At 56.8% G+C, this 13,836-nt stretch carries 10 protein-coding genes and 1 pseudogene; 5 read left to right on the forward strand and 6 right to left on the reverse strand.

Annotation, left to right across the window (positions count from 1 at the left end; translation table 11 throughout):
- Nucleotides 1-40 precede the first annotated feature (40 nt).
- The 4 genes and pseudogenes from lolA to cobA form a co-directional block, all read left to right on the forward strand.
- A complete protein-coding gene (gene lolA, locus Q0Y21_RS09150; protein ID WP_297795367.1) occupies nt 41-643 on the forward strand; it encodes an outer membrane lipoprotein chaperone LolA in 603 nt (200 codons plus the stop codon).
- The gene (locus tag Q0Y21_RS09155; protein WP_297794104.1) at nt 643-1,980 is read left to right on the forward strand and encodes a replication-associated recombination protein A; all 1,338 of its coding nucleotides are present in this window, start codon (nt 643-645) and stop codon (nt 1,978-1,980) included. Before lolA ends, Q0Y21_RS09155 begins: the two co-directional genes overlap by 1 nt.
- An 80-nt stretch (nt 1,981-2,060) precedes the next feature.
- Nucleotides 2,061-3,335: a serine--tRNA ligase gene (gene serS / locus Q0Y21_RS09160; RefSeq protein WP_297794107.1), complete on the forward strand. Its 1,275-nt coding sequence runs from the start codon at nt 2,061-2,063 to the stop codon at nt 3,333-3,335.
- Nucleotides 3,323-4,183 (forward strand): annotated as a pseudogene (gene cobA, locus Q0Y21_RS09165) (uroporphyrinogen-III C-methyltransferase); the annotation flags it as partial. The gene serS and the pseudogene cobA, both read left to right, overlap by 13 nt.
- Before the next feature lie 46 nt (nt 4,184-4,229).
- Here cobA and Q0Y21_RS09170 read toward each other — a convergent pair.
- On the reverse strand, nt 4,230-5,303 hold the full coding sequence (locus tag Q0Y21_RS09170; RefSeq protein WP_297794112.1) for a 3-deoxy-7-phosphoheptulonate synthase: 1,074 nt from the start codon (nt 5,301-5,303) through the stop codon (nt 4,230-4,232).
- Nucleotides 5,304-5,478: 175 nt separating this feature from the next.
- On the opposite strand from Q0Y21_RS09170, the gene Q0Y21_RS09175 reads away from it, so the two are divergent.
- Nucleotides 5,479-7,302 (forward strand): DUF1631 family protein, encoded by a 1,824-nt coding sequence (locus Q0Y21_RS09175; protein ID WP_297794116.1) that lies wholly within the window; start codon nt 5,479-5,481, stop codon nt 7,300-7,302.
- Between the two features lie 54 nt (nt 7,303-7,356).
- Here the strand turns inward: Q0Y21_RS09175 and Q0Y21_RS09180 are convergent, their stop codons facing one another.
- The 5 genes from Q0Y21_RS09180 to Q0Y21_RS09200 form a co-directional block, all read right to left on the reverse strand.
- The gene (locus Q0Y21_RS09180; protein WP_297794119.1) at nt 7,357-8,142 is read right to left on the reverse strand and encodes an enoyl-ACP reductase; all 786 of its coding nucleotides are present in this window, start codon (nt 8,140-8,142) and stop codon (nt 7,357-7,359) included.
- A 65-nt stretch (nt 8,143-8,207) separates the two neighbouring features.
- Nucleotides 8,208-9,809, reverse strand: coding sequence for an ABC transporter ATP-binding protein (locus Q0Y21_RS09185; RefSeq protein WP_297794122.1), 1,602 nt, complete (start codon nt 9,807-9,809; stop codon nt 8,208-8,210).
- Nucleotide 9,810: 1 nt separating this feature from the next.
- Nucleotides 9,811-10,833, reverse strand: a complete 1,023-nt coding sequence (locus Q0Y21_RS09190; RefSeq protein ID WP_297794125.1) for an ABC transporter permease — start codon at nt 10,831-10,833, stop codon at nt 9,811-9,813.
- Between the two features lie 3 nt (nt 10,834-10,836).
- Nucleotides 10,837-11,922, reverse strand: a complete 1,086-nt coding sequence (locus tag Q0Y21_RS09195) for a microcin C ABC transporter permease YejB (RefSeq protein ID WP_297794127.1) — start codon at nt 11,920-11,922, stop codon at nt 10,837-10,839.
- Between the two features lie 35 nt (nt 11,923-11,957).
- A complete protein-coding gene (locus Q0Y21_RS09200; protein ID WP_297794130.1) occupies nt 11,958-13,790 on the reverse strand; it encodes an extracellular solute-binding protein in 1,833 nt (610 codons plus the stop codon).
- Nucleotides 13,791-13,836: the final 46 nt, after the last annotated feature.

Here is a 13,836-nt window from a genome sequence, read left to right on the forward strand (position 1 = left end):
TGCCCGACTGTTCTGGATGTCGTTTGTGGTGGCTGTTCTGATGCCGTCATTCGCGGTGCAGGCTGAAGATGGCAGTAAGCAGGATGCCTCTGAACTGGCACAAATGCTGGAAAGCTACGAGTCCTATCAGGCTCGCTTTATCCAGATAGTGGTCAATGAAGGCGGCAGCCGCGTGCAGGAATCCCGCGGCTTCCTGAAAGCCAAACGTCCGGGCCTTTTCTACTGGGAAACCCGTGAGCCGTATCCCCAGTTTATTGTCAGCGATGGTTCGAGCGTTGAGGTCTATGACCCGGACCTGGAGCAGGTGACCGTTCACAGCCTGGATGAGCGTGTGCAGACAACGCCGGCATTATTGCTCAGCGGGGAAGTGGGCAACCTGAACGAAACCTACAAAGTATCCGGTCGCAGCAAGGGTGAGCATACCCAGGAATTTACCCTTGTGCCCAGAAACGCTGATTCTTTGTTCGTGTCTTTGCGGCTGACCTTCTTCAAGGGAGAACTTCAGGAAATGCGCATGGAGGATTCCCTGTCGCAGATCAGTGTGCTCAGCTTTGACGATATCAAGCTGAATCAGACGATTGAAGATACTGCCTTCACCCTCGATTACCCTGATGAGGTGGACGTTATCCGGGACGGGGCCTGATGCAGGACAGCCTGTTTACCGGACAGCAGGGGTTTCGCCCACTGGCAGCCCGCATGCGACCCGGAAACCTGGATGAATATGTGGGCCAGGCCCACCTGGTGGGGCCCGGCAAACCCCTGAGGCGTGCCGTCGAGCAGGGGCAGCTCCACTCCATGATTCTGTGGGGACCGCCCGGCGTTGGTAAGACGACCTTCGCACAGTTACTGGCAAACCTCGGCGACCTCAGCTTTGAGACGGTTTCCGCGGTGCTGAGCGGGGTGAAGGACATTCGTGCCATCGTCGAACGGGCGAAACACCGTAAGCACAGTGAAGGTAGGGACACCCTGTTGTTCGTGGACGAAGTCCACCGCTTCAACAAAAGCCAACAGGACGCTTTTTTACCCCATATTGAAGACGGTACGTTCATTTTCGTGGGTGCTACCACGGAAAACCCCTCCTTTGAACTGAACAGCGCCCTGCTGTCTAGAACCCGGGTCTACGTCCTCAAGAACCTTGAAGAGAGTGATGTGCTGGTTCTGCTTCGGCGCGCACTGGAAGCAAGTGAGGGGCTTGAGGGCCGGGTGGCGGTGGATGAGTCCGTACTGGCTACGATGGCTGCAGCGTCTGGTGGAGATGCCCGCAGAGCGCTCAATGTGCTGGAAGTCGCCGCTGATTTGGCGGAAGAAGATCCGCAGGGAGTCATGCGGATTACCAGTGATCATCTGGAGCAGGTGCTCCAGACCAGCCTGCGTCGCTTCGACAAGGGCGGCGATGTGTTCTATGACCAGATCTCCGCATTGCACAAGTCCGTGCGGGGATCGGATCCCGATGGATCCCTGTACTGGTTGTGCCGCATGCTGGATGGTGGATGTGACCCGCTGTACGTTGCCCGTCGACTGGTCCGCATTGCCAGCGAAGACATTGGCAACGCCGATCCCCGGGCGCTGCAAACTGCCATGGACGCCTGGGAAGCGCAGGAGCGTCTGGGCAGTCCGGAAGGGGAGCTGGCCCTGGCACAGGCGGTGACCTACCTGGCGCTGTCGCCCAAAAGCAATGCGGTGTACAAGGCGTTTAATCAGTGTATGGCGGATATTCGCAATGATCCGGATTATGAGGTGCCGGTGCATCTCCGCAACGCCCCCACCAAACTGTTGAAAAGCCTCGGTCATGGGGATGAGTACCGCTATGCCCACGATGAACCCGAAGCGTTTGCTGCGGGTGAGTCCTATCTCCCGGAAGCCATTCATCAACGTCGCTACTATGAGCCTGTTAACCGGGGCCTGGAAATCAAGCTTGCCGAAAAGCGCCAGCGACTGGATGACCGCAACACCGAAAGCCCCCGTAAACGCTATCCCTGAGCTGGTAGCCACCAGCGCTTGTGCAGGTATAATGGCCTGTCACTCAACACACATCGCTAATCGGAAAAGTCAGGATAACCATGCTCGACCCCAAACGCGTCCGTACTCAGACTGAAGAGATCGCCCGTCGGCTGACCATCAAGAACGTCGAATTTGATACCGCCACCTTCGAGCAGCTTGAAGAGCGCCGTCGTGCCATTCAGGTACGGACGGAAACGTTGCAGGGCGAGCAGAACAAGCGTTCCAAGTCGATTGGCAAGGCCAAGGCAGCTGGCGAGGATATCAAGCCACTGCTGGACGAGGTCGAAAACCTCAAAAAGCAGAAATCTGAAGCTGAAGATGAGCTTCGTAAGCTTCAGGAAGAACTGAATAGCTTTCTCGCCGGAATCCCTAACCTTCCGGATGAGGACGTGCCGGCGGGCGACAGCGAAGATGACAACGTTGAGGTACGGACCTGGGGCACCCCCAAGTCCTTCGAGTTTGAGCCCAAGGACCATGTGGCGCTGGGAGAACAGCTCAAGGGGCTGGACTTCGAAACGGCATCACGGCTGGCGCATTCCCGCTTTGCGATAATGCGGGGGCCGGTCGCACGTCTGCACCGGGCGCTGACCCAGTTCATGCTGGATCTGCACACCGGTGAGCATGGCTACACCGAAACTTATGTACCCTATCTGGTCAATGCCGAGACGTTGTATGGAACAGGACAGCTCCCGAAATTTGAGGAGGATCTGTTCAAGACCGAGGGTGAGAACCCTCTTTACCTGATTCCCACCGCCGAGGTTCCGGCAACCAATCTGGTATCCGATACGATTCTGGATGCCGGGGAACTGCCGCTCAAGATGGTCTGTCATACCCCTTGTTTCCGTAGTGAAGCGGGCTCCTACGGCCGGGATACCCGAGGCATGATTCGCCAGCACCAGTTCGACAAAGTGGAACTGGTTCAGGTTGTCCGTCCGGGTGACTCGGAAGCGGCCCTGGAGGCTCTGACTGGCCATGCGGAGAAAGTCCTGCAACTGCTTGAGTTGCCCTATCGTGTGGTCGCGCTTTGTGGCGGTGATATGGGCTTCTCCGCAGCCAAGACCTACGATCTGGAAGTATGGCTGCCAGGCCAGGACAAATACCGTGAAATTTCCTCCTGTTCCAATACCCGTGATTTTCAGGCACGGCGCATGCATGCACGTTGGCGTAATCCGGAAACCGGTAAGCCCGAGCCCGTTCATACTCTGAATGGTTCAGGCCTTGCGGTTGGCCGCGCACTGATAGCGGTCATGGAGAACTACCAGCAAGCGGATGGCAGCATCGTGGTTCCGGACGTATTGAAGCCATATATGGGAGGTTTGGAAAAGATTCAATGAACGATCGGGACAATGCACCAGGAAAGGGCGTAAGTGCGGGGCGTGCACCAGTTCGGTACCGGACCAATCCGGTTACCCACAACCCCAACACCTCTAGTGGAGAGGTCGCCCTGGTTGGTGCCGGACCGGGTGATCCGGAGCTTCTGACCCTGAAAGCCTGGCGATTGATCAACTCCGCGGAAGTGGTGCTGTATGATCGCCTGGTGTCACCGGAAATCCTGGCCCTCATTCCCGAGTCTGCTGAGCGGGTTCACGTAGGAAAACAGCGCGCCAACCACACACTGCCACAGGAACAGATCAACGATCGGCTGGTGGAGCTGGCACGAAACGGGCGCCGAGTCGTCCGTCTGAAGGGCGGCGATCCATTTATTTTCGGCCGTGGAGGGGAGGAAATAGAAACCCTCGCTGAAGCAGGCATCCGCTTTCAGGTCGTTCCAGGCATCACTGCTGCCTCTGGTTGCGCCGCGTATGCCGGAATACCCCTGACTCATCGGAATTACGCCCAGTCCGTGCGTTTCGTGACCGGTCACCTGAAAAATGATACCTGTGATCTGCCCTGGAAAGACTTCGTCCAGAATAACCAGACACTGGTTTTCTACATGGGATTGGTGGGGTTGCCCATTATCTGTCGGGAGCTGATTGCCCATGGCATGACCCGTGATATGCCCGTTGCTCTGGTGTCCAAAGGCACCACGCCGGATCAGGAGGTGGTCACAGGGGATCTTTCGACCATTGTGGCTCGGGTGAACGAGCGTCAGATTCAGCCACCGACGCTGGTGATTATCGGGCAGGTGGTCGGGTTACGGGATCGCCTCGACTGGATCGGGGCAGTCTCACCAACCCCATAAAAAAGGGAGCCTGATGGCTCCCTTTTTTTCTGCTTACTGTCTGCTCTCAGCCTTTGCGCTTCGGCAGAACGTCCTTCAGCTTTTCGCGCATATCCCGTATGGCTTTCTCGGTGGTCGGCCAGTCAATACAGGCATCGGTGACGGAGACACCGTATTTCAGATCCGCCAGGTTATCCGGGATGGACTGGTTGCCCCAGTTGATATTGCTTTCCACCATCAGGCCCTGAATAGACTGGTTACCTTCCAGAATCTGGTGGGTAATGTCCTGCATGACCAACGGCTGAATGGCCGGGTCCTTGCTGGAGTTGGCGTGGCTGCAGTCCACCATGATGGAATTGCGCAGCCCGGCCTTATCCAGAGCCTGTTCACACAGGGCGACGCTGACGGAATCGTAATTGGGCTTACCGCCGCCACCGCGGAGAACCACGTGGCCGTAGTTGTTACCCTTGGTGCGAATGATCGCGACCTGACCTTTCTGGTTGATACCCAGGAAACTGTGGGGATGGGAAACCGACTTCATGGCGTTTACCGCGACGTCGAGGCTACCATCCGTGCCGTTCTTGAAGCCGATGGCCATGGAAAGCCCGCTGCTCATCTCGCGGTGAGTCTGGGACTCGGTGGTACGGGCGCCAATGGCCGACCACGAAATGCTGTCCTGAAGGTACTGGGGGGAAATCGGATCCAGTGCTTCCGTGGCCGTTGGCAGGCCAATCTCGGCGATGTCCAGAAGCAACCGACGGCCAATGTGCAGCCCCTGTTCAATGTCGAACGTATCGTTCAGGTGGGGATCATTGATCAGACCTTTCCAACCTACGGTCGTGCGTGGCTTCTCAAAATAGACACGCATAACAATCAGCAGTGTGTCGCTGACTTCGTCGGCAAGTTTCTTGAGCCTGGTGGCGTAATCGCGAGCAGCTTCAACGTCATGGATGGAGCAGGGGCCAACGACTACAAATAACCGGTGGTCCTTGCCGTCCATAATGTCATAGATGGCCTGACGTCCTTTTTCCACGGTTTCGGCGGCGGCGCTGGACAATGGCATTTCCTGCTTCAGCGCTTCAGGGGTAATCAGTTGTTCCTGATTCGCCACGTTAATGTTCTCAAGTTTGTTGCCCGACATTCTGTTGTTTTCCCCGGTTCTTAACGTTGCAGCGACCCTTTGGTGTTTCTGATAACCTGAAGGCCGTGCCAATATGAGCTTAACAAGCCGGTTTCCATTGCGGTAAACCCCGGCGAGTTGGTTATACTGCGTCATTTGGTAGCCCATTTCAACGCTTCTTACGTGCGGATGACGGATGTCTCAGAAACGGCCGAAAACGCCCGCAATACTGCCTCGCGAACTGTTTATGGAGAAGATCCCGGACGTCCTCTCGGGCATCCGCGTTCCGGATCTTCCGTATCCGGTCGGAAAAGTGGCGGACGATGCTGCCAGCGACTGGAGACCACTGCTGTCTTCCTGCTGGTCGGAGCAGCGGGATGAGCGGGTCATGGAGCTCGTTCGCTCTGTCTCCCTGAACTGGTCTGTACGGCAGGTTAATTCCGCCTATGTTGCCGACAGGATTATGGATGTCTTTGCCCAGACCAGCGGCCTGCACCCGGAATTGCTCCGGCGAATTGCCCGACTGCGCTTTTTCTTCGCCTGGCGGATGAGCGAGGAAGGTGCCAAGGGATTCAGCGAAGACATTCTGCTCTGGCTGGATGGTCTCCAGGAATTCCGCGGCTGGAGTGCTTCCGGTGGTCGCTCGGCAAAAGCGTTGCTTGATCAGTTGGAATCTCTGGTCATTGCGGTTTCGGCCTGTTTTGAGACAGGGACCAGGGAGCCCCTGGAGGCTTTCTGCAGGGACTGGCAGAAGGACTCGGAGAAGCGCAGTCAGCAAGTGTCACGGCTGCGTCGGCGGCTTCTGGAAACAGAGCAGGGGGCAGCCAGACAGCGGCGTGCCGACCAAACCGCTCGTGCTCTGGTAGGGCGAGCCCTTGAGGGGCGTCAACTGCCCAGATCCATCATCACCTTTATTCTTGATCACTGGATGCATCTGCTTAAGCAGGTCGTGTGGGCCGGTGAGATGGAGAGTGAAGACTGGCGGCACGGCAGAAAACTCCTGGAATGGTTGGTCTGGATCGGAGATCCGGCGCTGTCCGACAAGGATCGCAATCGTCTGTATCACGTTGGTGAACAAATTGGTGATCGTATTCTGGATGTCTGGATGCGTGTTGTGGGTGAACCGCTATCGGTACAGGCTCTTGAAGGCATCCAGTCAGTGATGATGGCACGCCTGCGGGGTGAAACCCCGGAATTGATCGAGGCATTGCCCGTGGGGGCCGGTTTTTCCTGGGACGCTTCCTGGCTGTCCTTCAAGGTGGCGGATCAACAACTGCTGGAGGACCTTGAGGGACAGTGGTTTGTGGAAGGTGAAGGCGCCGCGGAACAGCGTCGATACTTCTTTGCGTTGCTGCCGGACACGGCAGAAATTCTTTGGACCAACGGTGCCGGGGTGAAACTGGGTCTGCAGCCCTGGGCGGAGTTTGAAGCTGCCAGGGCCCGGGGTGACATTCGGCTGTTGCCTGCTCTGAAGCCTTTTGGTCGGGTCCTGACCGAGGCGGTGAGTGCTCTCTCCAGTGTGCTCGAACGGCAGCAGGTATTGCGCGAGAAGGCTGTTAAGGAAGCCAGGAGTAGGGCGGCAGCGCTGAAAAAAGAGAGGGACGCCGAGGAAGCCAAACGTTTGGCCGAGGAGATCGAGCGACTGGCGGAGATTGACAGGCTCAAGCGCCAGGAGCAGGAAAAACAGCTCGCTGATGAGCGTGCCGAAAAGGAGCGACTGGACCAGGAAAACCGGACAGCAGCGCGACAATTGGTGGATAACATCAAACTGGGTGGCTGGATTGTGCTGGATGAGAAGGATGCCAATGGTGATCCGGTAAGGCTGAAGCTTGCAGTCAGAATCAATGCATCGAACAAGCTGGTGTTTGTTGACCGCCTGGGTCTGAACCGCCGGGAGTATCAGGGTGATGAGCTGGTGGAGGCCATCGTTGCGGGCAGCGGAAGGATACTGGGGAGTTCCGCCGAGTTTGACGAAACCTTGAGTCGCGTTGTGGGGCGGATACGGGTAGGCCGAAATTAGCGGGCTGGCAGGTCAATAGTCCACCGGGTGCCGTAACACCCGGTGGGGGCGAAGTCAGTCTTCCAGTTCGCCCATGCCGGTAATGTTGAAACCGGCGTCAACGTACATGATTTCACCGGTAATGCCGCTGGCCAGGTCGGAGCTCAGGAAGGCCGCGGCATTGCCCACTTCCGCCGTGGTCACGTTGCGGCGCAGGGGCGCACGTTTGGCATTTTCTGCCAGCATGCGGCGGAAGCTCTTGATGCCCGAGGCAGCCAGGGTCTTGATTGGGCCAGCGGATATACCGTTCACCCGGATGCCCTCACGACCCAGGCTGGCAGCCATGTAGCGTACGTTGGCTTCGAGAGAAGCCTTGGCCAGCCCCATAACGTTATAGTTCTGCAGGACCTTCTCGGCACCCAGATAGCTTAACGTTAACAGTGAGCTTTTCTCGTGCATCATGCTACGGGCACCCTTGGCGAGCGCGACAAAGCTGTAGGAACTGATGTCGTGGGCGATCTTGAAACCCTCGCGGGTTGTCACATCCACAAAATTGCCGTCAAGCTCATGAGCCGGGGCATAGCCCACTGCATGAATGATGATATCAATGTTATCCCAGTGCTTGCCCAGCTCCTTGAACACATTTTCAATTTCTTCGTCACTGGCAACGTCACAGGGGAAGGTAAGTTGGCTACCCCATCCGTCAGCAAACTTTTCTACCCGGGACTGAAGCTTTTCATTCTGGTAGGTAAAGGCCAGTTCGGCGCCTTCACGGGCGAACGCTTCCGCGATGCCATAGGCGATAGAATGTTTGCTGGCCACGCCAACGATCAGCGCTTTTTTGCCACTGAGTAATCCCATAGGTTTTCTCCCTGTAATCTCGGTTTGCATGCATTATCCCTGAAGTGAATCGATGGGAGTAACGCTCAATTGGTCGTAGGCTTTTGATAGAACAGTGCGGCACTCAACAGCTCCTGAGTGTAGCCCTGTTGCGGTGAATGGAATATGTCCGTCGCATTTCCGTACTCGACCACCTTGCCGTGCTGGAGCACCAGCAGCTTATGGCTCAGTGCCCGAACCACCGAGAGATCGTGACTGATAAAGATATAGCTTAGCTGATATCGGGCCTGGATATCCCGCAGCAGATTGATAACCTGCTTCTGCACGGTGCGATCGAGGGCCGAGGTGGGTTCATCGAGTATGATGATTTCCGGTTGCAACACCAACGCCCGAGCGATGGCTATACGTTGTCGTTGACCTCCCGAGAACTCATGGGGATATCGATGTCTGGCGTCGGGGTCGAGGCCAACATCCAACAGCGCACGGATGACTTTTCGGTCCTGATCCTCCGGGCTGGCCGGGGCGTGGATCTCGAGGCCTTCACGAATGATTTCAGCCACCGACATGCGCGGACTGAGACTGCCAAAAGGATCCTGGAAAACAATCTGCACACGGCTGCGGTAGGGCCGGAACTGCTTCTGGTCCAGGTGTGCCAGCTCCACACCATCAAGGCGAATACTGCCGGTGGCGCCGGTGAGCTTCAGCAAAGCGTGACCGATGGTGGTTTTACCACTGCCGCTCTCGCCAACGATACCCAGGGTTTCCCCCCGTGCAAGCGTGAAGCTGGTCTCGCAGACCGCATGGAAGTAGCTGACGGTGCGACCGAAAAGGCTCTTCTTGGTGGCAAACCGTACATCCAGGTTATCCACTTGAAGCAGCGGCTGCTCCGATCGATCCAGACTGAGCGGGGAGTCTGGAGGCTCGGCATCAAGAAGGCGTTGGGTATAGGGATGTTCAGGAGCGGTAAACAGCTGTTCAGCAGGTGCCAGTTCCACGAGTTTGCCTCGCTCCATAACGGCGACGCGGTCCGCATAGCGGTGCACAATGGACAGATCGTGGGTGATCAGCAGGATCGCCATACCGAATTCCTGTTGCAGGTTCCGCAACAACTCCAGAACCTGGCGTTGCACCGTGACATCCAGCGCCGTCGTGGGCTCGTCGGCAATCAGCAATTCAGGGTCGTTGGCCAGGGCCATCGCGATCATGACCCGCTGTTTCTGGCCGCCGGACAGCTGATGGGGATAACTGGACAGTCGCGATTCTGGCGAGGGAATGCCCACCATCTCCAGCAGCTCGATGCAGCGTTTTCGTGCCTGCGGGCCACGCAGCCCCTTGTGCAGGGCCAGCGTTTCGCTGACTTGCTTTTCCACCGTATGCAGTGGGTTGAGGGACGTCATGGGCTCCTGGAATATCATGCCAATGCGGTGCCCGCGAATCTGTCGCAGCCGCTTGTCGTCGGCTTTCAGTAGGTCCTCGCCATGAAAGTGAATCTGGCCCGACGGATAGCGGGCATGCCGCTCATCCAGCAGTCGCAGGATGGAAAGTGCCGACACGGATTTTCCGGAGCCACTTTCGCCTACCAGCGCCAGCGTCTCTCCCCGGTTGATGTCGATAGAGAGACCATCGACCACCGGTTCGCTCTGGTCGAAATGGATAGAGAGGTCTGAGATTTCCAGCAGTTTGGTCATATCAGTTCTTTCTCGGATCAAAGGCGTCCCGCACGGCTTCGCCTACGAACACCAGAAGGGTGAGCATCACGGAGAGGGACACGAAGGCGGAGATGCCCAGCCAGGGAGCGTGCAGATTGGCTTTGCCCTGGGCAATCAGTTCGCCGAGCGAGGGTGACCCCGAAGGCAGACCAAAGCCGAGAAAATCCAGCGACGTAAGCCCGGTAATGGCGCCGGTAAGGATAAACGGCAGGAATGTGAGCGTGGCTACCATGGCGTTGGGCAGGATATGGCGGAACATGATCTTGCGATTGCCCAGGCCCAGGGCGCGGGCGGCCCGGACGTACTCGAAGTTGCGTGCCCTCAGAAACTCGGCCCGAACGACATCGACCAGCCCCATCCAGCTGAACAGCAGCATGATCCCCAGCAGCCACCAGAAATTGGGCTGGACGATGCTGGACAGGATGATCAACAGATACAAAACCGGAAGACCCGACCAGATTTCAATGAATCGTTGGCCGAGCAGATCGATCTTGCCACCGTAGAAGCCCTGGATAGCGCCTACAGCGACGCCGACAATGCAACTGGCTATGGTCAGTGTCAGACCAAAGAGTACTGAAATCCGGAAGCCGTAGATGACCCGGGCGGCGACATCCCGCCCCTGGTCATCGGTGCCCAGCCAGTTCTCCGCGCTGGGGGGCGCAGGAGAGGGCACATCCAGGTCATAGTTGATGGTGTCATAGCTGAAGCGGATCGGCGGCCAGAGCATCCAGCCATTGGCCTTGATCTCTTCGGCGATGAAGGAATCCCGGTAATCTGCCTCAGAGGGCAGGAAGCCACCAAAGGTTTCCTCGGGAACGGACTCCACCACGGGAAAATAAAGATCGCCTTCATAGGACACCATCAGCGGGGAGTCGTTTGCGATCAGTTCCGCGACCAGGGACAGTCCGAACAACGCCAGGAATAGCCACAGGGACCAGAATCCACGACGATTGTTGCGGAAGTTTCTTAATCTTCGCTTCTGGATAGGGGAGAGTGACGCCATGATTCAGGCTCCCTCCCGGCTTTCGAAGTCGATGCGCGGGTCCACCAGGACGTAGGTGATGTCGCTGATCAGCTTCAGTACCAGCCCCATCAGTGTAAAGATATAGAGTGTGCCGAAAATCACCGGATAGTCCCGGTTCAGAGCGGCTTCAAAACCGAGCAGGCCGAGACCGTCCAGTGAGAAGATCACCTCAATCAGCAGGGAGCCGGTGAAGAACAGCGACACCAACACTCCCGGCATGCTGGCAATTACAATCAGCATGGCGTTGCGGAATACATGGCCATAGAGTACCCGTTTCTCTTCGAGGCCCTTGGCCCTGGCGGTGACGACGTACTGTTTGCTGATCTCGTCCAGGAAGGAGTTCTTGGTCAGTAACGTTAAAGTTGCAAAGCCGCCAATCACGTTAGCGGTTACAGGCAACGCCAGGTGCCAGAAATAATCCCCGATTTTCTGGTACCAGTTGAGTTCATCAAAGTTGGATGAGGTAAGGCCGCGAAGGGGAAACCAGTCGAAGTAGCTGCCACCGGCAAAGAGCACGATCAGCAGGATGGCGAAGAGGAATCCGGGGATGGCGTAGCCGACGACAATGGCGGAACTGCTCCAGACATCAAATCGTGAACCGTCGGTAACCGCCTTGCGAATCCCCAGCGGGATCGAAATCAGGTAAATGATCAGCGTGGACCAGAGGCCGAGGGATATCGAAACCGGCATCTTGTCGATGATCAGTTCCAGGACTGTCCGTTCCCGGAAAAAGGATTCACCAAAGTTGAAGGTTGCGTAATCCCCAAGCATCTTGAAGAAACGCTCATGGGCCGGCTTGTCAAAGCCGTACATGACCTCGATTTCCTTGAGCAGATCTTCGGGGATGCCTCGCGAGCCGCGGCTGTCTCCGCTGGAAGAGGCCACCTCGCCGCCACTGCCCCCGCCGCTGGCGCGGGCCAGGGCGCCGCCGCCATGGCCCTCCATTTCAGCTATGAGCTGCTCAACAGGGCCGCCGGGAGCGGCCTGTACGATAACGAAGTTGAGCAGCATGATTCCGATCAGGGTCGGAATAATCAGCGCCAGCCGTCTTAGTATGTATGCGCCCATCTAGCGGAGTCCCTTCACCGTTGCGTCGATCACAATCATTGGCCGGGGTTGAACCACCAGTTGTCGATATCAATGCCATTCTTGGGTGTTGTTTCAGGGCGTTCGAGGTAGTTCCAGTAGGCAATGCGGTCGCGGGGCAGATACCACTGGGGAATCACGTAGTGGCCATGCAGTAGTACGCGATCCAGCGCCCGTACCCGGTGAACCAGTTCCTCCCGATCGGGAGCCTGGATGACCTTATCGACCAGTTCGTCCACGACCGGGTCATTTACGCCCATGTAGTTCCTTGAGCCCTGCACATCGACATTCGAGGAGTGCCAGTATTCCCGCTGTTCGTTGCCTGGCGAATCGGACTGCGGCAATACCTGGGTAATGACGTCGTAATCAAACTGACGTACCCGCTGGATGTATTGGTTGGTATCGACCAGACGAACGGACACATCGATGCCCAGTCTCGCAAGGTTGTCTTTCAGGGGAAGTACGATGCGTTCAAAGTTTTTCTGGTGCAGTAACACCTCAAACGACAGTGGCTGGCCGTTGTCGGGGTTCACCATTTTGCCGTCACGAACCTCGTAACCTGCCGCTTTAAGCAGTTGCATTGCCTTGCGTAAATTCTTCCGGAGGCCGTTCTTCCCATCGGTAACCGGGGGCTCGTAGATTTCCTTGAAGACATCCTCGGGAAGTTGGTCACGGTATTGCTTGAGAATCTCGAGTTCCCGACCCTCGGGCAGGCCACTCGAAGCCAGCTCACTGTTTTCGAAGAAACTCTTTGTGCGGGTGTACTGACCGTAGAACAGGTTCTTGTTGGCCCACTCGAAATCAAAGGCGTAGGACAGAGCCTCCCGTACCTTTCGGTCCGAAAATTTGGCTTCGCGGGTGTTCAGAACAAACGCCTGCATGCCGGCCGGGCGCTGATGCTCAATGGCCTCCGTGATAATGGTATTGTTCTCGAATTTTTCACCGGTGTAGGCCGTTGCCCAATTCTTGGCAGATGCTTCTATGCGGAAATCAAAGTTGCCGGCCTTGAACGCTTCCAGGGCAACGGTGTCATCGGAATAGTAGTCGAAGCGAATATTGTCGAAATTAAACCGTCCCTTCCGGGTCCCCAGGTCCTCGGCCCAGTAGTCGTCCACCCGTTCAAACGTAATGGAGCGTCCCGCCTCAAATGGGCCAATTTTGTATGGACCACTGCCCACCGGCGGTTTGAGGCCATTGTCGTCAAACTCACGACCGTCCCAGTAATGGGCCGGCATGATCGGCATTTGCCCCAGAATCAGCGGCAGTTCGCGGTTGTTGGTGTCACCGAAGTCGAACCGGATTCGGTGGTCATCCTCCACGGTTACTTTGCTCACGTCGGCATAGTAATTCCGGTAGAACGGATGGCCCTCAGTCGTAAGGGTGTCAAATGAGAACTTGACGTCTTCAGCGGTAATGGGCTTCCCGTCATGAAAGCGTGCTTCCTCACGGAGATTGAAGATGACATAGCGCCGGTCCTCGGGGGTCTCCAGGGACTCGGCAATCAATCCATAGGCGCTGAAGGGTTCATCAGCTGACGACTCAAGGAGGGTGTCATACAGGTAATTGCTCAGACCCGCCGCAGCAACGCCACGGACGACAAACGGGTTAAAGGAGTCATAGCCATTGGCCACAACAGCCATGCGCAATGTGCCACCTTTGGGAGCGTCGGGATTGACGTAGTCAAAGTGGCTGAAACCCTCGGGATATTTGGGAGCATCGTGCATGGCAATAGCGTGGCGGGAGGCGACCGCGGAATCCGCTGCCAGGGCAGGAAGCGGGGCGGTAATAAATCCCACCAGGGCCAGCGTACAAAACGACGTAAGGGTTGAGGCTGTCCGTTTTATTGTCATAGATCTCGCACGTTTTGGTGAATCGTCCAGGAGCAATGATTGTTCT

Origin of the sequence: uncultured Marinobacter sp. (assembly GCF_947259545.1) — a bacterium.
Classification (GTDB): Bacteria; Pseudomonadota; Gammaproteobacteria; order Pseudomonadales; family Oleiphilaceae; genus Marinobacter.